This is a genomic window from Rhodospirillaceae bacterium (assembly GCA_028819475.1).
Classification (GTDB): Bacteria; Pseudomonadota; Alphaproteobacteria; order Bin65; family Bin65; genus Bin65.
Window position 1 is genome coordinate 1 of sequence record JAPPLJ010000041.1, and the last position, 26,283, is coordinate 26,283.

The 26,283-nt window shown below is 67.7% G+C and carries 20 protein-coding genes and 1 pseudogene; 10 read left to right on the forward strand and 11 right to left on the reverse strand.

All coding sequences use genetic code 11. The features are described from left to right. The 3 genes from OXM58_12635 to OXM58_12645 form a co-directional block, all read left to right on the forward strand. Window positions 1–2,093, forward strand: a 2,093-nt coding sequence (locus OXM58_12635) for a hydantoinase/oxoprolinase family protein (GenBank protein MDE0149209.1), incomplete at its 5' end; no start/stop codon positions are given. Between the two features lie 3 nt (window positions 2,094–2,096). Further along, complete coding sequence (locus OXM58_12640; GenBank protein MDE0149210.1) at window positions 2,097–3,920, forward strand: hydantoinase B/oxoprolinase family protein; 1,824 nt, start codon at window positions 2,097–2,099, stop codon at window positions 3,918–3,920. Beyond that, window positions 3,917–4,684: an aspartate/glutamate racemase family protein gene (locus tag OXM58_12645; protein ID MDE0149211.1), complete on the forward strand. Its 768-nt coding sequence runs from the start codon at window positions 3,917–3,919 to the stop codon at window positions 4,682–4,684. Before OXM58_12640 ends, OXM58_12645 begins: the two co-directional genes overlap by 4 nt. A gap of 61 nt (window positions 4,685–4,745) precedes the next feature. Here the strand turns inward: OXM58_12645 and OXM58_12650 are convergent, their stop codons facing one another. The 5 genes from OXM58_12650 to OXM58_12670 are packed head-to-tail and all read right to left on the reverse strand — an operon-like array spanning window position 4,746 to window position 11,863. Beyond that, on the reverse strand, window positions 4,746–5,537 hold the full coding sequence (locus OXM58_12650; GenBank protein ID MDE0149212.1) for a TIGR03084 family metal-binding protein: 792 nt from the start codon (window positions 5,535–5,537) through the stop codon (window positions 4,746–4,748). Between the two features lie 16 nt (window positions 5,538–5,553). After that, window positions 5,554–7,548, reverse strand: a complete 1,995-nt coding sequence (locus OXM58_12655; GenBank protein ID MDE0149213.1) for an acetyl-CoA carboxylase biotin carboxylase subunit — start codon at window positions 7,546–7,548, stop codon at window positions 5,554–5,556. A 4-nt stretch (window positions 7,549–7,552) separates the two neighbouring features. Then, window positions 7,553–8,356, reverse strand: coding sequence for an enoyl-CoA hydratase-related protein (locus OXM58_12660; GenBank protein ID MDE0149214.1), 804 nt, complete (start codon window positions 8,354–8,356; stop codon window positions 7,553–7,555). 43 nt (window positions 8,357–8,399) lie between these two features. Beyond that, entirely contained in the window at window positions 8,400–10,019 is a 1,620-nt protein-coding gene (locus OXM58_12665) for an acyl-CoA carboxylase subunit beta (GenBank protein MDE0149215.1), read from the reverse strand. Then, the gene (locus OXM58_12670) at window positions 10,016–11,863 is read right to left on the reverse strand and encodes a DUF1446 domain-containing protein (protein MDE0149216.1); all 1,848 of its coding nucleotides are present in this window, start codon (window positions 11,861–11,863) and stop codon (window positions 10,016–10,018) included. Before OXM58_12670 ends, OXM58_12665 begins: the two co-directional genes overlap by 4 nt. A gap of 193 nt (window positions 11,864–12,056) precedes the next feature. Here OXM58_12670 and OXM58_12675 point away from each other — a divergent pair, with 193 nt between their 5' ends. The 5 genes from OXM58_12675 to OXM58_12695 all read left to right on the forward strand — a co-directional run bounded on the left by OXM58_12675 (window position 12,057) and on the right by OXM58_12695 (window position 18,215). Beyond that, a complete protein-coding gene (locus tag OXM58_12675) occupies window positions 12,057–13,496 on the forward strand; it encodes a 1-acyl-sn-glycerol-3-phosphate acyltransferase (GenBank protein ID MDE0149217.1) in 1,440 nt (479 codons plus the stop codon). Between the two features lie 34 nt (window positions 13,497–13,530). Next, window positions 13,531–14,889: a hypothetical protein gene (locus OXM58_12680; GenBank protein MDE0149218.1), complete on the forward strand. Its 1,359-nt coding sequence runs from the start codon at window positions 13,531–13,533 to the stop codon at window positions 14,887–14,889. 144 nt (window positions 14,890–15,033) lie between these two features. Next, on the forward strand, window positions 15,034–15,996 hold the full coding sequence (locus OXM58_12685; GenBank protein MDE0149219.1) for a tripartite tricarboxylate transporter substrate binding protein: 963 nt from the start codon (window positions 15,034–15,036) through the stop codon (window positions 15,994–15,996). A gap of 66 nt (window positions 15,997–16,062) precedes the next feature. Beyond that, window positions 16,063–16,632 carry a hypothetical protein gene (locus OXM58_12690; protein ID MDE0149220.1) on the forward strand — a complete coding sequence of 190 codons (570 nt, stop codon included), beginning with the start codon at window positions 16,063–16,065 and terminating at the stop codon, window positions 16,630–16,632. Next, on the forward strand, window positions 16,632–18,215 hold the full coding sequence (locus OXM58_12695) for a tripartite tricarboxylate transporter permease (protein MDE0149221.1): 1,584 nt from the start codon (window positions 16,632–16,634) through the stop codon (window positions 18,213–18,215). Before OXM58_12690 ends, OXM58_12695 begins: the two co-directional genes overlap by 1 nt. Window positions 18,216–18,227: 12 nt before the next feature. On the opposite strand, the gene OXM58_12700 is transcribed toward OXM58_12695, so the two are convergent. The 3 genes from OXM58_12700 to OXM58_12710 are packed head-to-tail and all read right to left on the reverse strand — an operon-like array spanning window position 18,228 to window position 20,138. After that, window positions 18,228–19,424: a phosphoglycerate kinase gene (locus tag OXM58_12700; protein MDE0149222.1), complete on the reverse strand. Its 1,197-nt coding sequence runs from the start codon at window positions 19,422–19,424 to the stop codon at window positions 18,228–18,230. Further along, entirely contained in the window at window positions 19,421–19,867 is a 447-nt protein-coding gene (locus OXM58_12705; protein ID MDE0149223.1) for a PIN domain-containing protein, read from the reverse strand. Before OXM58_12705 ends, OXM58_12700 begins: the two co-directional genes overlap by 4 nt. Next, a complete protein-coding gene (locus OXM58_12710) occupies window positions 19,845–20,138 on the reverse strand; it encodes an AbrB/MazE/SpoVT family DNA-binding domain-containing protein (GenBank protein MDE0149224.1) in 294 nt (97 codons plus the stop codon). The genes OXM58_12705 and OXM58_12710 overlap by 23 nt, the downstream gene beginning before the upstream one ends. Window positions 20,139–20,339: 201 nt before the next feature. Between OXM58_12710 and OXM58_12715 the strand changes: the two genes are divergently transcribed. Next, window positions 20,340–21,740: a hypothetical protein gene (locus OXM58_12715; protein ID MDE0149225.1), complete on the forward strand. Its 1,401-nt coding sequence runs from the start codon at window positions 20,340–20,342 to the stop codon at window positions 21,738–21,740. Between the two features lie 29 nt (window positions 21,741–21,769). Next, the gene (locus tag OXM58_12720) at window positions 21,770–22,912 is read left to right on the forward strand and encodes an acyl-CoA dehydrogenase family protein (GenBank protein ID MDE0149226.1); all 1,143 of its coding nucleotides are present in this window, start codon (window positions 21,770–21,772) and stop codon (window positions 22,910–22,912) included. A gap of 201 nt (window positions 22,913–23,113) precedes the next feature. Here the strand turns inward: OXM58_12720 and OXM58_12725 are convergent. The 3 genes and pseudogenes from OXM58_12725 to OXM58_12735 form a co-directional block, all read right to left on the reverse strand. Continuing rightward, window positions 23,114–23,362: pseudogene (locus tag OXM58_12725) on the reverse strand (23S rRNA (adenine(2503)-C(2))-methyltransferase RlmN). A gap of 6 nt (window positions 23,363–23,368) precedes the next feature. Continuing rightward, the gene (locus OXM58_12730) at window positions 23,369–24,841 is read right to left on the reverse strand and encodes a hypothetical protein (GenBank protein ID MDE0149227.1); all 1,473 of its coding nucleotides are present in this window, start codon (window positions 24,839–24,841) and stop codon (window positions 23,369–23,371) included. 63 nt (window positions 24,842–24,904) lie between these two features. Further along, window positions 24,905–26,053 carry a helix-turn-helix transcriptional regulator gene (locus tag OXM58_12735; GenBank protein MDE0149228.1) on the reverse strand — a complete coding sequence of 383 codons (1,149 nt, stop codon included), beginning with the start codon at window positions 26,051–26,053 and terminating at the stop codon, window positions 24,905–24,907. Between the last annotated feature and the right edge of the window lie 230 nt (window positions 26,054–26,283).

Consider the following 26,283-nt stretch of genomic DNA (forward strand, 5'->3'; position numbering starts at 1 on the left):
AAAGACCGAATGTCCACGGCGGAATCCGCATCGGCGTGGACGTGGGCGGCACCTTTACCGATCTGATCTTCACCGACACCGACCGGGACGTCACCCTGATCCACAAGGTGCCGACCACGCCCGACGATCCCTCGGTCGGCGCGATCGCGGGCTTGCGCGAACTGTGCGCGCGCCACGATCTCGACCCCGCCGCCATCGACCACGTTTTCCACGGCACCACCATCGCGACCAACGCCGTGCTCGAGCATGACGGCGCCCGGACCGGCATGATCACCAACCTCGGCTATCGCGACATCCTCCATATCGGCCGCCACCAGCGGCCGGAAAACTATTCGATCATGCAGGACATCCCCTGGCAGGACCGGCCGCTTGTGCGCCGGCGCGACCGCGCCACGGTGCGCGAACGCCTGGCGCCGCCGCGCGGCGCGGTGCTGGAGCCGCTGGACGAGGAGGCCGTGCGCGAGGCCGCGCGCGGCTTCAAGGCCCGGGGGATCGAGGCGATCTGCGTGTGTTTCCTGTTTTCCTACATCGATCCGCGCCACGAAGAGCGCGCCCGCGAGATTGTACTCGAGGAATTCCCCGAAGCCTTCGTCACCAACTCGGCAGCCGTGGCGCCCCAATTCCGCGAATTCGAGCGTTTCACCACGGCGGCGATGAACGCCTTTGTCGGCCCCAAGGTGCGGGGCTATGTCCGGAACTTTGCCGCCGGCCTCGGGGATGCGAAGTGCCGGGCCGACCTCCACATCATGGGCTCGAACGGCGGCATCGCCACCGCCGCCACGATCGCTGAGCGGCCGGTCCTGACACTGCTGTCCGGACCGGCGGCCGGCGTCCTAGGCGGCCGGTGGGCGGCCGCGCCGGAGGCGGACGAGCGGCTGATCACGTTCGACGTCGGCGGCACCAGCGCCGATATCGGCACCGTGGTCGACGGCCGGGTCAGCGAAGCCACCGCGCGGGACACCTGGATCGGCGGCTACCCGGTGCTGGTGCCGATGCTGGACATCGCCACCATCGGCGCCGGCGGCGGCAGCATCGCCCATGTCGATCGCGGCGGCGCCTACCGGGTCGGGCCGCAAAGCGCGGGCTCCCGCCCCGGTCCGGCGGCCTATGGCCTGGGCGGCGAGCAGCCGACCGTGACCGACGCCAACCTGGTGCTGGGCCGGCTCGACCCGGCCAATTTCCTGGGCGGCGAGATGACCCTCGACACGGACGCCGCCCGGCGCGTTATCGGCAGTCTGGCCGAACAGGTCGGCCTCGGCGAACTGGAGGCGGCCGAGGGCGTGGTGACCATCCTCAACAGCAACATGGCCAACGCCATCCGCGCCCAGACCATCCAGAGGGGCCTCGACCCGCGCGGATTCTCGCTGGTCGCCCTGGGCGGCGCCGGTCCGCTCCACGCCGCCGAGGTCGCGGCGATGCTCGATATTCCCAAGGTCATCGTGCCGCCGCATCCCGGTATCACCTCGGCAGCCGGACTGCTCACCACGGATCTCAAATACGACGCGGTGAAGACCGCCTTCCAGACCAGCGATTCGGTCGACGCTGCGAAGCTGAACGCCGACTTTGCCTGGCTTGAGGATACCCTCGTCGCGCAGTTCGCCGCCGACGGCTTCGACCGCGGCCGGATCGGCCTGATCCGCGCCGGCGACCTGCGCTATGTCGGCCAGGGCTACGAACTCCGCGTCGCGTTCCCCGAAGGACCGATCGACGAGGCCGCGCTGGCCGGCGTGTGGCAGGCGTTCGAGCGCCAGCACCGGACCGAATACGGCCACGTCTTCGCCGACAGTCCGGTCGAAATCGTCAATATCCGCCTCACCGGCACCGCGCTCATGCCCAAGATCGGGCGGCCGGCGCCGACCGGAACCGGCACCCTCGACGCGGCCAGGCTGCGCGTCGGCTCGTGCAGCTTCCGCGTCGATGGCGGGCTGACGCCTTTCGAGACGCCCTATTACCGGCGCGACGCGATTCCGGCCGACCGCCGGGTCGACGGGCCGGCGGTCGTGGTGCAGCGCGATACGACCACAGTGGTGCCGCCGGGCTGGACAGCGATCGCCGGGAGCAACCGCAACCTGATCCTGAAACACGGAGCGTGAGCGATGGCCGATACCGCCCCCGCCGGCCTTCACCCCGCCGGCCTTCAAAACGTCAGACGGATCGATCCGGTCACCGCCAGCGTCATCCAGGGCGGGCTGGAGAACATCGCGGTCGAGATGGGACACAAGCTGATGCGCATGTCCTATTCCAGCATCATCCGCGAATCCGAGGACTTCGGCGCGGCGCTGATCGACCCCGAGGGGCGCCAGCTGTGCGAGACCCCGCAGAGCACGCCGTTGCAATCGGGTCCGATCCCCGGCTACGTCCAGGGCATCCAGCAGATATTCTCCGAACGCGGCGACGGCTTCGAGCCCGGCGACGTGATCATTCACAATTCGGCCTATCACGGCGCCTCCCACGGCCCGGACGTCGCCTTTTGCGTGCCCGTGTTCCATGACAACGGCCTCGTCGGATTTTCCGTCACGACCGCGCATCATCTCGACATCGGCGCGCTCAGTCCGGGCAGCTGCGGCATCGTCGACGCCATCGATGCCTACGCCGAGGGGCTGCAATTCAAGGCGCTCAAGGTCTATGACCGGGGCGCGCTGAACCGGCCGCTGTGGCAGATGCTGCGCGACAATATCCGCGCCCCGGACCTCGTGGTCGGCGACATGGAGGCTCAGATCGCCGCCGCCCGCATCGGCGCCGAGCGTTTCGTCGAGCTGATCGGCCGCTACGGGCTGGACACGGTCGAAGCGGCCTGCGACGAACTGATGGATCATTCCGAGCGGGTCATGCGCCTAGCGATCGAGGCCCTGCCCGACGGCGTCTACCGGGCCAGGACTTTCATCGACGGTTTTCTCGACGGCGACGACCCGAGCCGCGGCGACCTGCCGATCGAGGTTGCCGTGACGGTCGACGGCAGCAGCATCACGGTCGATTTCACCGGCACCGCGGCGCAGGTGCCGGACCGGCCCATCAACATGCCGCTCAAGGGCACCACCGATTGCGCCGTCTGGCTGACGATCCGTTCGATCCTGCTGGATTCCGCGGTCCACGGGCATATTCCGCAGAACAGCGGCCTGACCCGCCCCATCGATATCGTCGCGCCGGCCGGTACGCTGGTCAATCCGGTCTTCCCGGCGCCGACCATCGCCCGCTTCTGCACGGGCAACCAGGCGGCGGACACGCTGATGAAGGCGCTAGCCGAGGCGGTGCCGCACCAGGTCAGCGCCGGCGTCGGCAACCTGCATGTGGTCGCGTTCAGCGGGATCCGGGACGAGACCCACTGGGTCCACATGGAGATCCACGAAGGCTGCTATGGCGGGCGCTACGGCAAGGACGGCATGGACGCGGTCGACACGCTCTATGCCAACACCCGCAACAACCCGATCGAGGACGTCGAATCGCACCTGCCGCTCAGGGTCCATCGCTATGAACTGCGCGACGATGCCTGCCCGCCGGGGCAGTGGCGCGGCGGCATCGGGTCGATCCGCGAGGTCGAATATCTCGAGGACGGCGGCGTTTCTGTCGAGGGCGAGGGCCACAAATACGCGCCGTGGGGATTCGACGGCGGCGGGGACGGCAGGACCGCCGGCCTGACCTTCCGGCGCAAGGACGGCGCCGATCTCGACCTGCCGTCGAAACTGCCCAACATGACCGCCAGGGCGGGCGACCGGATCGTCATGATCGGGCCGTGCGGCGGCGGCTATGGCGATCCGATGGCGCGCGATCCCGACCGGGTTCTGGAGGACGTACGCGACGGGCTGATTTCGGCCGAGACCGCGCTGCGCGACTATGGTGTCGCGATCACCCAATCCATAACCGTCGACGCGGCGGCGACCGAAGCCGCGCGACAGGCGGGACAGGGAGGAACACCGGCATGAAAATCAAGATCATCAACCCCAATACGACCCTGGAAATCACCAAATCGATCGGCGCCGCGGGCCGGTCGGTCGCGCGGCAGGGGACCGAAATCGTTGCGGTCAGCCCGACTTTCGGCCCGGCGTCGATCGAATCCTACTACGACGAGTTCCTGTGCGCGCCGGGCGTGATCGACGAGGTGCGCAAGGGCGACCGGGAGGGCTGCGACGCCTACATCGTCGCCTGCTACGGCGACCCCGGCCTGCACGCCGCGCGCGAGGTCACGCTCAAACCGGTGATCGGGATCGCCGAGGCGTCGCTCTACACGGCGTCGATCCTGGCGGCTCGGTTCTCGATCGTGACCGTCATCCCGCGCATCAAGACGATGCTTGAGGAGATGGTCGAGAATTACGGGTTCGGCCGCAAGGTGGTCAATGTGCGAACCACGCCGCTCTACGTGCTCGATGTCGAAAAGGACCCTGAGGGCGCCTTGGAGACGTTGCGCGAAGAGGCGCGCCGCGCGGTGGCGGAGGACGATGCCGAGGCCATTCTGCTCGGCTGCGCCGGCTTCGCAGAGTTCGCCGACGAGCTGGAGGAGGAACTCGGCATTCCGGTGCTCGACGGCGTCGTGTGCGCGGTCAAGCTGGCCGAAGCGGTGGTCGAGCTGGGCAAGACCACCAGCAAGAGCAAGACCTACCGCTTCCCCGAGCGCAAGGCGTTTACCGGCGAGTTCGCGCGGTTCGGCGACGATTCCGGCGGCACCGGGTTGGCCGAAGCGGCCGAGTAGCCCGCCGGCCTGAGCCGGGGCGCCGCAGCGTCCGGTCGGTCAAAACAGAACGGCTTGTCTCCTACGACGCGGCGTGGCGCGCGCCGGGCGGCGGCGGATCGTTGGGGCCGCCGGCAAAGCATTGCGCGATCGCCATCCATCGGGTCGCCGCATCGCCGCGCACCTCCAGGCCGACATCGGCGACATTGCGCGTCTGGGTCACGACCTGGCAGAAATCGGTCGCCGGCCCGGCAATGTAGTCGGTATCGCTCTCCTCGTTCCAGGTCCAGACGGCGCCCGACGGCGCGGTCAGCCGGACGAAGGGCTTGACCGCCGGCCGCTCGATCCCGCGATTGGCGAAGGTATAGCCGAAGGTGCGCACGCCGAGTTCGGCGATATTGCGGATGCGGTCCTCGTCCTGCCGCGCCACGCCGAACACGTCGAAGACCTCCTGGCCGTGCGACCAGGTTTCCATCTGCCGCGCGATCATGCTCATGCGCACGGTCATCGGCGGTCCGACCCATTTGACCCGCCGTTCCGGGTCGAGGTCCCGCCACAGCGGCTCCATGTCCGCGCACAGCCCGTACCACGCGCCGAGCAGCGCCTGCCCCTTCAGGCCGCCGGACCATTCGTGGGTGTAGGGAAAGTGCCGGCGGCCGGCGTCCTGAAACGCCTGTACGAAGGCGTCGAATTCCGTCTCGTCGGTCACCGAAAGGTTCACGGCGTGGTTCCACATATGGAGATGCGCGATCACGTCGTCGACCGTCCAGTCCTTGAACTGGGTCGCGCGCTCGAATTCGGCGTCGTCCCTGTCCTGCAGCAGGGTGTGCAGCCCGTCGCATTCGGCTTTGAAATCGGCGGCTTCGGCGAGCATCGGTATGTCTCTCCCTTCACGAGTCCTGGGCTGCGACAGCGATATCGACGAGCGGATCTCCAGCCGCGACCTGGACGCCGGCCTGTTGCAGGATATCCGCAACGGCGCCGGCCGCCGGCGCGACGATGTCGTGTTGCATCTTCATCGCCTCGATGACCAGCAGCCGGTCGCCCCGGGCCACGATATCGCCGGAATCGACCGCGATCTCAAGGATTTTGCCGTGCATCGGCGCGACGACCCGGCCGCCACCCTGCGCGTCCTGCAACGACGCGACCGACCGGCCCCAATCGAAGCGATAATCCCGGCCGGACTCGCTCAGATACAGTGAGTCGCCGTCGGCGTGGAACAGGAGATGCCGCTGCACGCCGTCGATCCCGACGACCGACCGGCCTTCCTCGACGGAGACGACCTTGACGTGGACTGATTCGCTGTCGCCGCGGACGGTGTATGCGCGCGCGCCGGCGGGCGAAACCGACAGATCGAAAACCGTTTCGCCGGCCGTGAGGCCGTACCGGCTCTCCAGCGCCCCGGCGCTGGTCCAGTCGAGCAGCTCCGGCGACACATTCAGGCTGTGTCCGAAGGCCTCGTCCCGGTCGACGAGGAATTTCAGGACCGCCGCCATCGCTGCGATGGCGAATTCCGGCCCGGACGGCGCCAGATCCGCGGCCGGGAACTGCTCATCGATAAAGGCCGTCGTCGCGTCTCCCTTAGCGAAGACATCCTTTTTCAGACAATCGATGAGGAATCGCCTGTTGGTCGTGAGACCGAAAGCAGCCGTTTCCGCCAGCGCCCGGATCAACCGGCGGCGCGCGATATCCCGCGTCTCGCCATGGGCGATGACCTTGGCGATCATCGGGTCGTAGAAGGGCGAGACGGCCTGGCCGCTCTCGACGCCGCTGTCGATGCGCACGCCGGGCCCGGCCGGCGGCCGCCACAGGGCGATGTCGCCGGCTGCCGGCAGGAAGTCCTGCGCCGCATCCTCGGCGTAGAGGCGCGCCTCGATGGCATGGCCGGACGGCCGGAAGTCCTCCTGCGCGAAGCCGAGCGGCCGGCCTTCGGCGACCCGGATTTGAAGCGCGACCAGGTCGAGCCCGGTAATCGCCTCAGTCACCGGATGTTCGACCTGCAGCCGCGTGTTCATCTCCAGGAAAAAGAAATTGCTGTCCGCATCGAGCAGGAACTCGACGGTGCCGGCGCCGCAATAGCCGATGCTGCGCGCCGCTTCGACCGCCGCCGCGCCCATGGCGGCGCGCAGGTCGTCGGTCATGACCGGGCACGGCGCTTCCTCGATCACCTTCTGGTGCCGGCGCTGCACGGAGCAGTCGCGCTCGCCGAGATGGATCGTGTTGCCGTGGCTGTCGGCGACGATCTGGATTTCGACATGGCGCGGCCGGGCAATGGCCTTCTCCAGGATCAGATTGCCGGAGCCGAAGGCGTTCTCGGCTTCCGAGCGCGCCGCAGCAAGCGCATCCGGCAACGCACCGGCCTGCGCGACGAGACGCATGCCGCGACCGCCCCCGCCGGCCGCTGCCTTGACCATGACCGGAAATCCGATCTTCGCTGCCGCCGCGGCCAGGACCGCGTTGCTCTGGTCCGCGCCGTCGTAGCCCGGCACGCATGGGACGCCGGCATCCGCCATGCGGCGGCGGGCTTCGGCCTTGTCGCCCATGATCGCGATGGCGTCGGCATGCGGTCCGATGAAGGCCAGGCCGGCCGTTTCGCAGGCCCGGGCGAAGTCGGCGTTTTCCGACAGGAAGCCGTAGCCGGGATGAACGGCGTCGGCCCCGGTCTCCGCCGCCGCCCGGAGGATATTGTCGATGTTCAGATAGCTTTCGGCGGCGGGCGGCGGACCGATGTGCGCGGCGGCGTCCGCCATACGGACATGGGGCGCTTCGGAGTCGGCCTCGGAATGGACGGCAACGGTGCGGTAGCCCAGGGCGCGCGCGGTACGCATGACCCGGACGGCGATCTCGCCCCGGTTGGCGACGAGGATGGTGCCGAAGCGGCGCATGCCCCTACCCCGCTTCCGGGTTCTCGGCCCAGGACGGCTTGCGCTTGTCGAGGAAGGCGGCGATGCCTTCGCGGGCCTCCTCGCCCAGCATGCATTCGGCGAAGCGCTCGCCGGCGAATGCGACCATCTCGTCCCGCGGCAGCAGCGGCGCCTTCAGGACGAGTTCCTTGGTGACGGCGTTGGCCCCCGGCGCACAGCGTCGGACGCTCCTGCGGATATCCGCTTCGATCGCGTCCAGCCCGGCGGCGTCTTCGGCGACGAAATCGGCCAGGCCGAGGCGGCCGGCTTCGCGCCCGTCAAAGCGCGCGCCGGTCAGCATCAGCCGCCGCGCCGCCGTCAGCCCGATGCGCTGGACCACGAAGGGCGCGATCTGGGCCGGCGGCAGGCCGAGCGAGGTTTCCGTGATGGCGAATTTCGCATCCGCGGTCACGGCGACGACATCGCCCGTGCACGCCATACCGAGGCCGCCGGCGATCGCCGCACCTTCGATCAGCATGACAACGACCTGGGGCATCGTATTGAGATACGTAAAGAATTCACCGGCATTGGAATTCGACGCGGCGATCTCCGCGTGATGCGCGCCGCCCTGGAAATTGCTGCGGAAATTCTTGAGGTCACCGCCGGCGCAGAACACGCCGCCCCTGCCGCGCAGGGTAATGCCGCGCACCGTGCGGTCGTCGCGCACCGCCTCCAGCGCGCCGCGCATGGCTTCCAGCATTTCCGCGCCCAGTGCGTTGCGCACGTCCGGCCGGTTCATCCACAGGGTCAGCCAGCCATCGTCGTGCTCGACAATCAGTTCGTCGGACATGCTTTCCCTTTCCGTCCCCGACGCGGAGGCCGCAGCGCCGCGGTCAGATCCGCGCCACGCCGAAGCTGTTCGGCCGCACGGTGCGGCGCCGCGCCTCGTCCACCGTCGCCAGCAGGAAGCCCAGGGTCCGGCGCGTCTCCCGCGGGTCGATCATGCCGTCGTCCTGGAGATGGCCGGAGGTGTAGAAAGCGCTCGACTGGCCGTCGAAATGCCGGACCAGCATCTCTTCCTGCTTCCTCAGCTGTTGCGCGTCCACCTCCTGCCCCTTCGAGCGGGCGACCCCCTCGGCGACCATCGTCATGGTCTTCGCGGCCTGGTCGCCGCCCATCACGCCGGTGGTCGCGTTGGGCCAGGTATAGAGGAAATCCGGATCGTAGCCGCGGCCGCACATGCCGTAGTTGCCGGCGCCGAAACTGGCCCCGGTCATGAAGGTCAGCCGCGGCACGTCGATATTGGTGACCGACTGGATCATCTTCGAGCCGTGCTTGATCATGCCGGCGCGCTCGTAGTCCCTGCCGACGATGTAACCCGTGGTGTTCTGGAGGAAGACCATCGGGAGGCCGGCCTGGTCGCACAGCTGGAGGAACTGGGTCGCCTTGGCCGCGCCGTCCGGATCGATCGGGCCGTTGTTGCCGATGATGCCGCAGCCCCGGCCCATGACCTCGGCCTGGAGGCAAACGGTCGTGACGCCGAAGCGCGGCTTGAAATCGAGGAATTCCGAGCCGTCGACGATGCGCGCGACGACTTCCCGAACCTCGTAGGGCTTGCGGTAATCGACCGGCACGATGCCGGCGATCTCGTCGGGATCGTAGAGCGGCGGCGGTCCATCGGAGGCCATCGCCGTTTCGCCGGCGTTCCAGTTCAGCCGCTGGACGACCTCGCGGCACATGTCGACGCCTTCGCCGTCGTCTTCGGCCAGATATTCGACCAGGCCTGACACGCTGGCGTGCATCTCGGCGCCGCCCAGTTCCTCCTCCGTTGCGATCTCGCCGGTCGCGGCCTTGAGCAGCGGCGGCCCGGCCAGAAAGGCGCGGCCCCGGCCCTTCACGCCGATGACGTAGTCGCTCATGCCGGGCATGTAGGCGCCGCCGGCGGTCGAGGAGCCGTGCAGGATCGTGATGACGGGTACCCCGGCCTTGGAAAGCCGCGCCTGGTTGGCGAACAACCGGCCACCGATCAGAAAGCCCTCGACCGTGTATTCCATCAGGTTGGCGCCGGCGCTCTCGACCAGATGGATGAAGGGCAGCTTCTGGGCGAGGGCGATTTCCTGCATGCGCCGGATGCGGAACGCGGTCGCCTGGGTCAGCGCACCGGCCTGGATGCCGCTGTCGTCCACCGCGATGGCGCAGCGCACGCCGCGGATGAAGCCGATGCCGGCGATCGCGTTGCCGCCGGGCAGCGATTTCTCCTCGTCCGGCGTGTCGAGCAGGAAGCCGGCCATGTTGCCCATGACGAGAAACGGCATGCCCGGATCGAGCAGGCAGGCGAGGCGCTCGCGCGGCGTCAGCTGGTTGCGCTCGACGAAGCGCGGCTTGCGCGCCTCCGAGCGGACCGCGCCGCGCCGGTTGAGCTCCTCCATCCGGCCGATGAGCGCCAGCATATCGGCGCGGTTGGCCTTGAAGCCTTCGCTGGCCGGGTCGATCTGGCTGCGGAACACGGTCATGCGGCGCGCGCCTCCGCATCGGCCGCGGCCTGCGCGGCCAGCGCCGCCGGGACCGGGATCCGGGCATCCAGCAGGATCTGTGCGTAGCCCTTGCCCTGGGCGTCGTTGCGCAGGCTGGCGACGCCGCCGCCGCCCAGAACGTCGTGGAGCAGGAAATTGACGGCGTTCGTCCCCGGCATCAGGAAGCGCTCCACCGGTTTCGCGGTGGCGCCGTCAAGGAAATGCGCAAAAGTCTCCGCGACGCGCTCTTCCGTCAGGCTGCGCCAGATCCAGGGCAGGTAATCGGCGCGCCGGGCGATGACGCCGATATTCGCCTTGTCGCCCTTGTCGCCGCTGCGCCCCCAGGCGAGGTCTTCGAGACGGACCTCGACCAGCCCGGCAGGCTCTGCATCGGCGCCGGGATTGCCGGGCGGCGGCGGCCGGACCGGCTCTTCCGGTTCGCTTTCGGTGACGGGCTCGGCATACGGGATCGGCACGCCATCGACCTCGACGCTCAGGGCCACCTCCGCTTTCGGCGCCAGGAAGGAGAACAGGCGGACGACCGGCGACGGCCGCGGCCGGGTGCCCGAAAAGCCGGAGAGCGCCGCCGGGGTCGCAAGGCCGAGGCCCGAGGCCTCGCGCAGCAGCAGTCCGACGCCGGCCGCCTCCGGATGCCGGGCCGCCAGCTTGAGCACGACTTCCCGCGCATCCGCCGACCCGGCCGCCGCGCCGTATTGGCTGCCGGCGCCGATCACCTCGACGCCGGTTTCGGTGAAATCGCCCAGGTTGCGCCCGCGCAAGGCCGCCCGCGCCCGGGATATCGCCGCCTCGGCAAAGACCTGCGCCTTGCCGGCGGCGTTGCGGCCGGTGAAGGTGAAATAGCCGCCGGCGCGGAAGCCGTCGGCCCAGGTCGCGCTGATCTTGTAATCGGGCGGCGCCGGCCGGCCCCGCGCGCCGGTCACGCGCACCCGATCCCTGCCGGTCTGCTCCATTTCCACGCCGGAAAAGTCGCAGCGGACGTCGGGCAGCAGATAGGCCTGCGGATCGCCGATCTCGTAGACCATCTGCTCCGCCACCGTCCCGACCGTCACCGCGCCGCCGCTGCCCGCCGGCTTGCGCAGGGTGAAGCTGCCGTCGGGCTCGATATCGCCGATCGGATAGCCGATGTCGTGGATCGACCCGGCGATATCCTCCCAGTCGGTATGGTTGCCGCCGGTCGCCTGGGGCCCGCATTCCAGGATATGGCCGGCGAGGCTGCCCGCCGCCAGCCGGTCCCACTCGCCGGGTCGCCAGCCGAAGGCGTGGATGCAGGCGCCGAGCGTGACCGCGCTGTCGACGCAGCGGCCGGTGATGACGATGTCGGCGCCGGCGTCGAGCGCAGCGGCGATCGGGAAGGCGCCGATATAGGCGTTGATGCTGGCGAGCTTTTCGACGGGGGGAAACTGCGCGCCGCTGAACATCTCGCGGGGCGCGGCTTCGGCGAGTTTCTCCCGGTCCGCCATCAGATCGTCGCCGCGCACCACGCCGACCCTGAGGTCCAGTCCGGCCTCGGCAATGACGGCGCGGGCGGCCTCTGCGCAGGCATCGGGATTCACGCCGCCGGCGTTGCTGACCACCTTCACCCCCTGGGCGGCGATGTCCCGGATATTGGGTTTCAGAACCGCCGAGATGAAATCGGTCGCGTAGCCCAGCGCCGGATCCTTGGCCCGTGCCCGGGCCAGGATCGACATGGTGATCTCGGCCAGATAGTCGTAGACCAGAAAATCGACCGAGCGGTCGGCGAGCAATTGCGGCGTCGCCATGGCCGACTCGCCCCAATAGCCGCTCGCCCCGCCGACGCGGATGATATCCGGGACCGATGTCATTCTTTCGCAATTCCTCTCCTGCCTTTGCGCCGGCAAAATCCTCGAAGCGGGCGGTTTTGAAAAGATGTAATTCCGCGACACCGGCGCGGGCGATCAGCCCGACCGTTTCCCTGCCGTATTCGCCAACCTGTCTCCATCTTCTTTGTTCCGTGCTATTTTCCGGCATAACAAGGACGGTCGGGAACGGGGAGCGATGACGGAGACGGTCGAGATACCGGTCTGGCTGTTGCTCATTATCGCGGCATTGGCGGTGCTGGCGGCGCTCGACGATGTTCTGTTGCCCACCGCGCGCTGGTATCTGCGCCGCCATGTCAACAAGGTGATCGACGACGTCAATGACAGGCTGCGGCTGGAGCTGCCGACCTTCCAGATCACCAAGCGCCGGGTGCTGATCGACCGGCTGATCTACGATCCGGAGGTGATGAAGACGGTCGGCGAAGTCGCCGCCGAGCGCGGCGTATCGCGCGACAGCCTGACGACCGAGGTTTCCAGGATCGCCCGGGAGATGGTGCCGGCGTTCAACGCCTATTTCTATTTCCGGCTGGGCTACCGCTGCGCGCGCTGGCTGCTGCGCGCCTTCTACCGGGTCCGCCTGGCCTATGCCCACGAGCAGACGATGGCCGACATCCCGCCCGATACCGCAGTCGTGTTCTTCATCAACCACCGCAGCAACGCCGATTACCTGCTGGTGACCTATCTCGCCTCGGGCAGCGTCGCCCTGTCCTACGGCGCCGGCGAGTGGGCGCGGGTGTGGCCGTTCCGCAGCCTGCTGCGCCTGGCCGGCGCCTATATCCTGCGCCGCAAGACCGACGATCCGCTCTACCGCAAGGTGCTCGAGCGCTATGTCCAGATGGCAACCGAGGCCTGCGTGCCGCACGCCATTTTCGCCGAGGGCAAACTCTCGCGCGACGGCGCCATCAATCCGCCCAAGCTGGGAATGCTCGGATACATCACCAAGACCTTCGACCCCGCGGGGCCCTACGACATCATGTTCATTCCCGTCGCCACCAACTTCGACCGGGTGGCCGAGGAACGGACCCTCGTGGCCAATCCGGACACGGATTTTCGCGGCCGGGGCGGGCGATTCCTGATGAGCGGCACGGCCAGGTTCGTACTCAAGCTGGCCTGGCGGAAAATGCAGGGGCGGTCGGCCGGATTCGGCGTCGCCTGCGCCAATTTCGGCGAACCGCTCTCGCTCCGGGCCTGGTCGGACGAGCGCGGCGTCGATCTTTCCCGGCTGGAACGCGAGCCGTTCTTTTCCGCCATCGAAGAGCTCGGCGCGGAACTGACCGACCGGATTACCGATGTCGTGCCGGTGCTCGCGGTGCCTCTGGTCTCGCTGATCCTGACCGAGGCGGACGGGCCGCTGGAAGCGGAGGAGATAAAAGGTCGCGCATTGCGCTGGCTCAATGACGTCCGTGAACTGGGCGCCCATATCGGCCTCAGGGAAGGCAGCGAAGCCGCCGAAATCGAGGCAGCGGTGAAACGCATGCGCAAGCGCAGACTGATCGCGGAGCAGAGCGGCGGCGGGCTGGCCCCGATCGCAGCCGAACGCGCGCTGCTGACCTACTATGCCGCCTCCATCGTGCAGGTGCGTGCGCAACTCCAGCGGAAGCTGTCCGGCCCTGAGTAGCACCGCTCCGTGGCGACTGCCCGCGCCGGAGTTCATGCGGGCCTGCCTGCGCTCGCCGATCGGCAGCCTGGTCGGGCGGCCCTGGTTCGACCGCGCGGCCATGCATCTGCTGTGCAGCTGGTTCTTTCCGCTGTCGCGGCTCTGGGCGGCGGCGCGGGCTGCGGAAGGCTCGCTCGAGCGGTTCGTGGCGGAAATGCCCGACGCATCGGCGGTGCACGGCCGGTCCCTGCTCGAAGGCCGGCTGCGCCGGTTCGAAAGCGTCCGCGACCGGGTGCTGGACAGCGAACGGGAATGGGAAACGGCATTCTTCGGCGACGGCGACGTTGCGCCGGACGACCTCGCCGGGATCGAGCGGCAGCGCCTGTTCCGGCGCAACGGCTACAACGCCCAGCGGCGGCTGTTCGCGCCCTGGCGGAGCGCCGTCCGGGCGGCGCCGATCCGCTGGGCCATTCCTTCGCCCGACGAGGTCGCGGCGGATTTTGCGAACCTGGTCGCCGATCCGACGCAAGCGTTCACCGTTCCGGACCCGATGCCGCCGGTTGCGGAATCGCGCCGGTTTTCTGCCGCACCCGGCCGCCGGGACCGCTGGATCCGCTTCGCTTCGCCCTCGTCGCGCATGAACGACGAGGTGGTCGCCCGGGTCTACGAGCCCGACGGCATCGCCGACCCGCCGACCCTGATCTTCGGCCACGGCATCTGCGTCGAGTTCGATCACTGGCGCGGCCTGGTCGACGAGATCGAGGCGCTGGTCGCCATGGGTATCCGGGTCGTCCGGCCCGAGGCGCCGTGGCACGGGCGGCGGGTGCCCGACGGGCGCTACGGCGGCGAGATGTTCATCGCCTCGGCGCCGCGCGGCGCGCTCGACCATTTCACCGCTGCGGCGCGCGAATGGGCGGTGCTGATCGACTGGTGCCGCCGCACCAGCGATGCGCCGGTCGCGATCGGCGGCAGCAGCCTGGGCGCCATGACCTCCCAGGTGATCGTCGACAAGGCGCGCTTCTGGCCGGAACGGCTGCGGCCCGACGCCATGCTGCTGATCACCCATACCGGCCGGATCGCGGACGCCGCGGTGCACGGCTCGATGGCGCAGGCCTGGGGCATCGCCGAGAACACGATGGCGCGGGGCTGGACCGGCGAGCTGATCGGGCGCTTCATGCCCCTGCTCGATCCGGTCGGCGAACCGGTCATTCCGCCCGAGAACATCGTCACCGTGCTGGGCAGCCGGGACCATGTGACGCCCTTTGCCAGCGCTCGGCTGCTAATCGAGGAATGGCGCGTGCCGCCGGAGAACCGCTTCGTCTGGCGGCGCGGCCATTTCAGCGTGCCGGTCGCCATGCTGCGCAACCGGGCTCCGCTGCACCGCTTCAAGGCAGTGCTGGACGGAATTGGATAGACAGCAGGCGGGCACGGAACGAACGGCACGCCCGGGACACGGCTCACCATATATGGGACAGGATGCGCAGCCCGGCACGGAGCGCATGTGATATGGTTGATTAGTCAACGGAATGAGCAATCGCTCAAGAAGGAGGAAATGAAGATGACGTTCACGCCTTTGCGCGTATCGGCCGCCGCAGCCGTTGCAACCGCCGCACTGCTGACTGCCGCCGCGCCGGCGGTCGCGGAGTGGAAACCGAGCGGTCCGATCAACCTGATGATCGCGTTCCGGGCCGGCGGCGGCGCCGACACGCAGGCGCGCCTCATGGCCACCTCGCTCGAGAAGACCAAGGGCTGGAAGATCATCCCGCAGAACGTGACCGGCAAGGGCGGCGCGGTGATGGCGCGCAAGCTGAAGACCCAGCCCAATGACGGGCTCACCATCGGCATCGCCGTCACGGAAACCTTCGGCTACAACATTCTGGCCGCGAAAAAGCCCGGCTATGCGGTGAGCGACTTCACCTACATCACGACCACGGCAGGCTCGCAGATGGGCGTCGTCGCGAAGAAGGGCCGTGGCTGGAATTCGATCCACGACCTGGTCAAGGCCGCGAAGGGCGGCGCCAAGGTCAAGTTCGGCGCCATGAGCGCGCGACTCGCGGATCTGGCCTACGTCGTCCAGCAGAAGTTCGGCATTGAGCTCAACACCGTCATGTTCAAGGGCGGCCGCGGCGTCCTGAACGCGATCACCGCGGGCGATGTCGACGCCGGCTGGGTCGCGGGCATCCAGGGCAAGGGCGTCAGGGCGGGCGATCTCGTCAACCTGATGTCCGGCGAGTCCGCCCGGCTCAAGGTTTCGCCCGACGCACCCACAATGATCGAGCTGGGTATTCCCTACGACGCCGGCGCCAAATTCCTGATCGTCGCGCCGAAAGGCATCCCCGCCGACGCCCGCAAGGGGCTGGCCGACGCCATCGCCTCAATTCTGAAGGACAAGTCCACCAAGGCCGCGCAGTTCGTGACCCGCGCCTTCGGCGGGCCGCTCCTGATCTCCGGCGCCGCGCTCGACAAGCTGGTCGCCGACGGCATCGCCAGCTCCAAGCAACTGATGGAAGCGACCCAGTAAGGTAAGCCGTCAGGGCCGGGGCCGGCGCGCCCCGATTCCCGGCGCGCGCCGGTCCCCGGCATAGTCATGCGCGCCGATCCCTGGTCGCTGGGCGTGGCGGCGGTCGTCGCCGCTTTCGCCCTGGCGACCCTGATTTTCTGGATTCCCGCTGACATCGAGACCGGCGTGGTCGAGACGTTCCGGCGGCGCACGACCATCGGCGACGCCCTCGCCCCGACCGTCGTCGCCATCGCCATGCTCGCGGTGGCCGGGCTGTTCGGCGTCACGGAACTGCTGCGCCCGCGGCGCGAGAACGCGCCGTTCGACAGGCAGAGCGCTGTGTTCATCGTCCGGCTCGCCGCGGCGATCGGTGCAGGACTGGCGCTGATGGTCTACACCGGGCCGCTCACGGTCGACGCCATCAATGCCGCCGGCGGCGAGATCGGCAGCTATCGCCAGCTGCGCGACACCGTTCCCTACAAGTATCTCGGCTACCTGGCCGGCGGCACGGTCATGGTCGCCGGCATCGTTGCCGTGGTCGAGCAGCGGCTGGCCCGCAGCGCGGCCATCGCGGCCGTGCTGGCGGTGCTCGTCCATATCGTGCTGTACGACCTGCCGTTCGACGACGTCCTGCTGCCGCCCAACGGCGACCAGTAATGGGCATCCTCGACCATGTCTGGCTCGGCGTCGTCGCGGTCTTCACCGAGGCGCCGGTCGCCAGCCTGTTCGGCGTGCCGATCTCGATCACCGTGGTCATGGTGGTACTCGGATTCCTCGGCGGCATCGTGGTGGGCGCAGCGCCCGGCCTGGGCGGGCCGTTCGCCATGGCGATCTCGCTGCCGATCCTGATCACGATCTTCGGCTTCAACCCGGACGCGCTGCTTCCGGTGCTCGGTTTCATGATCGGGATCATGAAGGGCGCGACGGTGGGCGGCGCCGTGCCGGCGATCCTGTTCAACACGCCGGGAACGCCGGATTCCCTGATGACCACGCTGGACGGCTTCCCGATGACGAAAAAGGGCGAAGCCGGCAAGGCGCTCCGGGTCGCGCATTTTTCCTCCGCATCGGGAGACACCTTCTCCGACCTCGTCCTTTTCACCTGCGCGCCGTTCCTCGCGATCGCGGTCGAGGCCTATCTCGACTTCCCGGAAAAGGCGGCGCTGATCGTCCTGTCGCTCGCCTTCATCTCGGCGGTGGTCGGCGATTCGGTCTGGAAGGGCCTGCTCTCGGCGCTGTTCGGCATGTTCGTCGCCTATATCGGCACCGGGGAAGACACCCACCCGCGCCTGTCCTTCGGAAGCGACGCGCTCGCCGGCGGCCTGCCGCTGATCGGCGTCGTCCTCGGCGTGCTGATCCTCGGCGAGGTGTTCAAGGCCCTGGAGGACATGTGGCGCGAGAAGCGCGCAACCGACGCGATCGCGGCGCCGCCGGCGAGCGGCGAGAACCGGCTCCGGTTCCGGGATATCCGGCGCATCGCGCCCTTCGTCGGCATTTCCGCCGCTATCGGCACCATGATCGGCGCTTTGCCGGGTATCGGGTCGACACTGGCGGCGACGCTGGGCTACGCGACCGGCCGCAAGCTGCACAAGGGCGACGTGCCGTTCGGCGAGGGCACGCCGGAGGGCGTCGCGGCGACGGAGGCGGCCAACAGCGCGGTCTCGGGCGCCAACCTGATCCCGGTGCTGTCGCTCGGCATCCCCGGCAACGTCGCCGCCGTCTTCATTATCCTGGCGACCGAGACGATCAGCGGCTTCAATCCCGGTCCCGCGGTGTTCCGCCTGGTGCCGGACCAGATCAACAGCGAGATGGTCATCGCCTTCGGCCTGTTCACCACCATGGTGCTGGCCAACCTGCTGAACTGGACGATAGGCGGCGCGTTCATGCGCTCGATGGGCGTCATGGTGCGGATTCCGAAACAGCGGCTGCTGCCGATCGTGCTGCTGCTGACGTTGACGGCGATCTATGTCCAGCGCCCCGAAATGCTGGCGATCTACATCGCGCTGTTCTTCGGCTTCGTCGGCTACCTGTTGCGCAAGCTCAATTTCTCCGTCCTGCCTTTCGTGATCGGCTTCATCCTCGCCAACAATCTCGAGGAAGCGGTGCGGCAGGCCTTCTCGGCAACGGGCTCCGATCCGTGGTTCCTGTTTTCGAGCCCGATATCCATCGCCTTCATGGCTATCGCCACGCTCGTCGTCGTGTTCTTCAGCCGCGGTAACCGCAAACCGGCCCGGAAGGCCTGACGCCTGAGCGGCCTACGCCGCCTCCAGGGCTGCGATACCGGGCAGCGTCCGGCCTTCGAGCCATTCGAGGAATGCGCCGCCGGCGGTCGAGACATAGGTGAAATCGTCCTTTGCGCCGGCGGCGTTGAGCGCGGCGACGGTATCCCCGCCGCCGGCGACGCTGGCGAGCGCGCCGGCGCGGGTCAGCGCCGCCGCATGCCGCGCGACCGCAAACGTCGTGTCCGCGAATGCGGGATATTCGAACGCGCCGGGCGGCCCGTTCCAGAGCAACGTGCCGGCGCCGTCCAGAACCTCGTTGAACAGGGCCCGCGAGCGCGGCCCGGCATCGAGAATCATCTCGTCCGCCGGGCAGGCGTCGAGCGGGCGGGCGATGGCGACGGCGCCGCGGCTCAATTCGCGCGCGGTTACGATGTCCACGGGCAGGACGATCCGGCAGTCCGCCTCCGCTGCCAGGCGGCGGATTTCCCGCACCGTCCCGACATGGTCCGGCTCGCACAGCGAACGGCCGACCGGGATGCCGTCGGCCAGCAGGAAGGTATTCGCCATGCCGCCGCCGACGATGACGGCGTCGAGCTTGCCGACGAGGTTCTTCAGCACCGCGATCTTGGTCGAGACCTTGGCGCCGCCGACGATGGCGACCGACGGGCGGCGCGGCGCCTCCAGGGCGTCGCTCAGCGCCTGCAATTCCTCCGCGAGCAGCGGCCCGGCCGCCGCGGGCAGCAGCGACGCGACCGCCACGATCGAAGCGTGGGCCCGGTGGGCGCAGGAAAAGGCATCGTTGACATAGATGTCGCCGAGCTTTGCCAGTTCCGCGGCGAAGGCCTGATCGTTCGCCGTCTCGCCGGCGTCGTAGCGCAGGTTTTCGCACAGCATGGCATCGCCGGCGGCCAGTTGCGCCGAAAGCGCCACCGCTTCCCGGCCGGTGCAGGACGCGGCAAAGCGGACCGGGACGCCGAGCGCCTCCGAGAGCGCCGGGCACAGCCGTTCGACCGAAAGCCCGGGCTCGCGCACCGCCGGGTCCGGCCGGCCGTAATGGGTCAGGATCACGAGCCGCGCGCCGCGCGCCAGCAGCGGCCGCATCCCGGCGGCGAACCGGTCGATCCGGGTGGCGTCCGTCACCCACTCCTGCTCGACCGGCACGTTGAGATCGGCCCGCACCAGCAGGCGCTTGCCCGCGACGTCCCTGTCTTCGATGCGCGGCAGCGTCATCGGGCCGGACGCGCCGCGGCAAAGGGGTTGCGGACCGTCACGGTGCCATACATCCGGCCGTCCTGAAAATCTTCGGAAAGCAGCTCCGGAATGCCGTGAACCTCGGCATACGCCCAGAGATGGGCATCGAACCAAGGGAGCCTATACGCAGCCATGCCGCGAAGAGCCGTGCGCAATACAGCAGCGTTGGGGTAGAGGACCGGGAACTGCGCGATCAGTTCTTCGGCCTCGCGCAGCGCGTCGGACGGTTCGAGCAGCCGCCCGCCCGGCCCGCCGCGCGTAGCAGCGGCGACAAACTCGATGATCGCCTGATGCGGTAAACGTGTGGTTCCCGTTGCAATTCCATCTTGCAACAGCCGTTTGGCAATCCGCTGCTTGTCCGGAAATCGCGGATCGTAGCGATACACCAGGACGTTGGTGTCAATCAGTGTCCGCGCGGCCACGGTCGTATAGTTCTTCCCGGGTCCAGCCGCGCGAATCGACCGGACGCCATCGCCGCTTGGCTTCGCGCGCGCGCTGGCGTTCGGTCGCCGCATCGAACAGGCGAAGGCGCGCCTCGACGTCAAGGCTTTCGGCTGCGGGGCCGTTCGGGGGAACGAGGCGGATGACCTCGCCGGCCTCTTCGAAACGAATCTCGTCTCCCGGCCGGATGCCGTACCGCACGGCAAGCGACTTGGGCACCGTTACCTGCAATTTGCTCGTTACCTTGGCCATATCCTTACTTTAGTAAGGACAAATTCCTTGTCAAGTGCCGTCCGCAGCAATGGCGACTGCCGCAATTGCGTCAGAATCCGCGGTCTTCACGGCGGCGAAACGGTGGCGACAAAATCGCAGAGCAGCGTGCGCAAGGTTGTCCGTTCGATTCCGGCTGCGCAATATGGATCGAACCGAACAGGACGCAGCCGGGGATTATCCATGACCGCCAGATCGCTCCAGGACGTGCTCGACAATGCCGGCAACATCGTCGGTCACCTGCGCAACAGCCGCATCGGCGCCTATGTCTATCCGGTCGTCGCACCCGAATTCACCAACTGGCGCGACGAGCAGCGGGCCTGGCGCGAAACGGCGGTGCTGTTCGACCAGTCGCACCACATGGCCGAACTGTCGATCGAAGGCCCCGACGCCGAACGGCTCCTGAGCGACACGATCATCAACGCGGTCGCCAACTGGCCGGTCGGCCGGGCCAGGCATGTCGTGCCGGTGTCGAGCAGCGGCCATGTCGTCGGCGACGTGATCGGCTTCCGCGACGACGCGATGCGCTTCAACCTGGTCGGCCGGGCGCCGAGCGTCACCTGGCTCCAGTTCCACGCCGAGACCGGCGGCTACGACGTCGTCATCGGCCGGGACGACCGCTCGCCGGCGCGGCCGATGGGCAGGCCGGTGACGCGGCGGCACTACCGCTTCCAGGTCCAGGGACCGAATGCGCCGGAAATGCTGAACCGCGCGAACGGCGGCCCGGTGCCGGATATCAAGTTCTTTCACATGGACCGAATCAATGTCGGGGGGCGGCGGGTCAGGGCGCTGCGCCACGGCATGGCGGGCACGCCGGGGCTCGAGCTCTGGGGCCCCTACGAGGAGGGCGAGGAGGTCCGGGCCGCGCTGATCGAGGCGGGCGACGGCCTCGGCCTCACCCAAGTCGGCAGCCGCGCCTATGCCTCGAACACGCTTGAATCGGGCTGGATTCCCTCGCCGCTCCCGGCGATCTACACCGGCGGCGAGACCGAGGCGGCGTACCGACGATGGATGCCGGCGAACTGCTACGAGGCGACGGGCTCGATCGGCGGCTCCTTCGTCTCGGACGATATCGAGGACTATTACTGCACGCCCTACGACCTGGGCTACGGCTTCTACGTCAGGTTCGACCGCGATTTCGTCGGCCGGGCGGCGCTGGAGAAGATCCGCGGCGGCCCGCACCGCCGCAAGGTGACCTTCGAGTGGAACCCGGAGGACGTGGCGCGGGTCCACGCCTCCCACCTCGACCCCGGCAGGCCGAACTTCAAGACCATCGACATCCCGATTTCCAACTACGCCTCGACCAGCGCCGACAAGGTGTTGAAGGACGGCCGGATCGTCGGCATGTCGATGTTCGCCGGCTATTCCTACAACGAGCGCGCCCAGCTATCCCTCGGCTTCGTCGAGCCGGATATCGCGGAAAACGAAATCCTCACCCTGGTCTGGGGCGAAGAGGACGGCGGCACGGCCAAGACCACCGTCGAGCGGCACGAGCAGACCGAAATCCGCGTCCGCGTCGCCAAGGTCCCCTACTCGGCCGCGGTGCGCGAAGACTACGCCGACAGCTGGCGGACGCGGCAGTAGGCGGCGCCCCACCACCGGAAACCCCGCCGATGAAGAACCCGTTCGACACCCCGGAGCGCGCCGCGTATCGCGAGACGATCGCGAAATTCGTCGCCGCCGAGATCAGGCCCCATGTCGACGACTGGGACGAGGCCGGCGCGATCCCGTGGGAAATCCACGAGAAGCTGGGCGCGCTCGGCTTTTTCGGCTTCGGCATCGACGAAGCATACGGCGGGCTCGGCTTCGACGACTGCTTCATGCGCAAGGACGGCGCCGTCGAGCTGGCGAAATGCGGCGCGACCGGCGTCGGCGCGGCGGTCGGCGGGCGCAACATCTCGACCGCGCCGATCCATAGCCTCGCCTCGGAGGAGATCAAGGCGCGCGCCCTGCCGGACATCGTCTCCGGGCGCAAGGGCTCGTCGCTCTGCATCACCGAGCCGGGCGGCGGCTCCGACGTCGCCAACCTGCAGACCCGGGCGTGGAAGGACGGCAACCACTTCGTCATCAAGGGCAGCAAGACCTTCATCACCGGCGGCATGACGAGCGACTATTTTGTCGTCGCGGCGCGCACCGGCGGCGCGGGGCTGGCCGGCATATCGCTGTTCTTCGTCGAGGCCGATACGGAGAATTTCAGCCGCACGCCGCTCGACCGCAAGATGGGCTGGTGGTGCTCCGACCAGGCGACGCTCTATTTCGACGAATGCCGGGTGCCGGCGGAAAACCTGATGGGCGAGGAAGACCGCGGCTTCATCGCGATCATGGAGAATTTCAACCTGGAGCGCGTCGGCCTGGTCGCCCAGGCTCTCGGCATGATGCAGGCCTGCTTCGAAGAATGCGTCGACTACGCCCGGCAGCGCCGGACCTTCGGCAAGCACCTGATCGAACACCAGGTCATCCGCCACAAGCTGGCCGACATGTCGGCCCGGATCGACGCCGTCGAGGCCCTGCTGAACTGGATCTGCTGGTCAGTCAACGAGGACCGGATGCCGGTGGCGGAAATCTCCAAGGCCAAGTTCTATTCGACCAAGGCGCTGGAATTCGTGTGCAGCGAGGCCATGCAGATCTTCGGCGGCGCCGGCTATCTGCGCGGCAACCTGGTCGAGCGCATGTACCGCGAAGTCAAGGTCGTCGCCATCGGCGGCGGCTCCGAGGAAATCATGCGCGACCTGGCGGTGCGGCAGATGGGGCTTTAGGCGGGAGACCCGCAGGCCCGGAACGGCATATCCGCGCCCATAGTCCGTCATATCGACCGAAGCCCCGGATTTGATCCGGGGCGAAGCGGAGATATCTTTCCGGTACAGCGCCGGGTTCGAAATGTGTTGCGGAAAGATTTTTCCGCTCACTTCGTTCGGTCGAAATGACGGATAAGGCGCTGTGTCGTCGCGATATCGACGCTATGAACGCGCCCCCGCCCGTTTCCGCTCGCTGGCGCTCTTGAGCTGGCCGCAGGCGGCCATAATGTCCCGGCCGCGCGGGGTGCGCACAATGCAGGTCAGGCCGCCGTCGAGGCAGATCGTCATGAAGGCGCGGATGCGGCTCTGGCTGGAACATTCATAGGGCGCGCCCGGCCAGGGATTGAACGGGATCAGGTTGATCTTGGCCGGGATGTCCTTGAGCAGCCGGACCAGTTCGCGCGCGTTGGACGGCCGCTAGGGCACTATCTTGCCGTCGACGGAAACGATGCGGCATCCGCTTCCTCGCCGTTCGCAGCGCCGCATCGCGGCCGCTCTCGCCCTTTCGACAGTGTCGTGCCATCGCGACGGCCCGCAATAGCCGTCGTCGCTCGTGGCGAATGCCTTATGACCGCCGTAGCCAAGATAGCCATGCCACCAATTATAGCATCCAGAGCCGAGGCCCGGAGGAGGAGGCACTCTCTCAACGGCCGCGCCGTCGGGCGCCCGTTTCCAGTTCGGCACCCCGATCGCATTGAGGAAATCGTCGATCCGCGGCCGCCACAGTTCGCGCGCGCCGAGTGCGGTTATCATATGGCCGTTGCCTGTAAACCAGAGCGGCCCGACCATGTCGAGCCGAACCGGCGCACCGCGGCCCGCATAGGCCTCGAAGGCCCGGCCGACCAGCTCCGGCCCGAACAGCCGGTCTGTCGTTGAATACAGCCAGAGCGCCGGCACCCTCGCGCCTTTGCCGAATTCTCCGAAAGCACCGACAAAGCCGGTTTCGCTGCAATTTTCGCCCTTGCCCGCTCCCCCGCGTCCACCTGCAAAATTGACAATGCCGGTCAGGCCGTGCGGCGGAATGATGGCCAAGGCACTCGCAGCAAAGCCGCCGCCGGAATGGCCGGCGGCGATGATCGTCGAGCCGTCGACATCGGGCCGGCGCGCGAACGCATCGATGACCGCGCCGAAGTCCTTCGCGCCTTCCAATGCGGCATGGAAGAAAGTCGCCTGGCTCGCGTCGCTGCATCGTCCATAGCTCTCGGCGAAAGGTCCGGTCGAAGACGCATAACCGCGCCGCGCAAAGACGACGGCCTTGTAGCCGCGCCGGGCAAAGTCCTCGGCGATCGGCAGCAACATCCGGATCCGCAATCTTCGAAGCGCATCCCGGCCACCGCGCGTCGGCGTGCCGTGGGAAACGACGGCGAGCGGAAACGGTCCCGAACCCGGCGGCGTGACGGTCAGGGTTTCGAGCCGGTGTTCTCGGCCGTCGATCTGAATTTTCACGTTGCCCTTGGCTATCCGGAGCGCCGACACGGGAATGGCCGAAATGCGCTTTCCGCGTTTCTTCCCCGGCTTGAAATTCCGATCGATCCGTTTTTCAGCAGGATCGGCGGCGTCGGCAGTCGAACCAACTTCGACAGCAGACAGCGCAACAACTGCGGCAATGGCGATGCGAACCAAGTTCATCGAGCCTGCTCCCTGGTTGCTACCGCATGGGATGGAAAAGACATCGTCCTCGCAAAGCTCTGGCCGTGTGCAATTGTCGACCTTTGCGCGTTGGGTGAATCTTAGGCGTTCGGCAGCATCGTGACCCCGGCAACATTGCGGGGATCGGTTAGAATTTTTTCGGGCGCAAAGTCCTGAAGGAGTAGCGGGAGTCCGGACGATGTGCGGCAGGACCGGTCTACTGCGACCGGCCTGAAGTGCCGCTCCGCCCCGGAACGCCACCTCTGAACTTCAGGTCGTGGTAAACGCTTGCCGGACCTGTTCCCGCCGGCGTGCGGGTCGAATTCAGGATCCGGAAGCAGAAGTGCCGTCGAGCGACAGCACCTGGCGCACAAGGTCGGTCTGCCGGGAGATGCCGCGCTTTTCGAATATCTGCTGCACGTGCCAGCGGACGGTCTTTTCTGAGCGGCCCGTCGCGGCGGCGATATCGCGGACCGTCTTGCCCTCGGCCAGGAGCACCGCCACGCAGCTTTCCGCCGGGGTGAGGCCGAGGACCGCCCCCACGAAATCGGGATCGATGCCCTTCGGTTCCCGGTCGATTACCAGGACGAGCGCGGCGACGCGCCAGGGGCGAAAGTCGATCTCGCCGTCGCCGACGGGGTTGATGTGCACCGTTAACCCGGGCAGATGGTTGGGGCGGCGGATCGCGAGCGAGCCGCTTTCCCCCTGGGCGCCCCAACCGGGCAGTGCGCGCGCGAGGGTGGCCTGAAGGCCGGCGTTGTCGGCGGAAAATCGGGCGCGGAGAAATCCGTCCCGGTCGAAGAGCGCATCGCCCGTTCGAAGGATGTCTCTTGCGCGGCCGTTCGCGGTGACGATCCGCCCGCGCCCGTCGAGATGGACGATACCGAACCTGCTCTTGTCCAGCAGTTCGGTGAGGGACGTGCCCAGCGCCCTGGCAGCGCCAAGCGCCTGCCGGACAATCACGTATTGGCGAAGATGCGGCAGCAATTCCCGGATGAACGCCGTCTGCGTGAACGACCACCCTTCCCCGTCGACGGGATCGGCCGTGCACCAAGTGATGCGCGTTCCATTCGGGCCGTCCATGCGCACGTTGACGCTGTTCTGGAACTGGCCGATGGGCAGGTTCTCGTTAAATGCCGCGGACGTCTTCAGCTCCTCTTCGGTGTACAGGCTGGTGATGTGGACCACGTCGCTGTCGGGCAGGCGCATCAGGCGCGGTATCCGTTCGTCCTGTGGGTAGTAGTGGTCGAAATATGCGCGCTCAACAGTGTGATGGCGTTCGCCGCGGTAATAGAGCGGCGCCAGATATATTTCCACGTCGTCAGGGGACTGTCCGCGGGCGAAGGTCAGTATGTTGCCCTTCGTCCGGCAGGCCTCGTCGATGAGGGCGGAGCATGTCGGCCAGTGCGTATCGTCGAGCACAGCGTTGTGCAGGGATGCCAGAATGCGGTCGAACGCCGTTCTGCTGCTCATGACTCCATATTCGCTTCCGGAGAAACTCTCGGCGCACGTTGCTGGTGTGGAGGGTCGTTCGATTGTAGGCCATAGGGAAATGTCCGACCCCCGCAATTTTGCTGGGCTGGAGCGGAAATCGCCGGAAAGCCGGTCGGAAATGCCTGCGTGCGCATTCTGCGAAACGCAGGTAGGGCCATCGATACCGCTACAATCGAGCGCCGCGATGAGCGATAGCGCAGGAGCCCTGC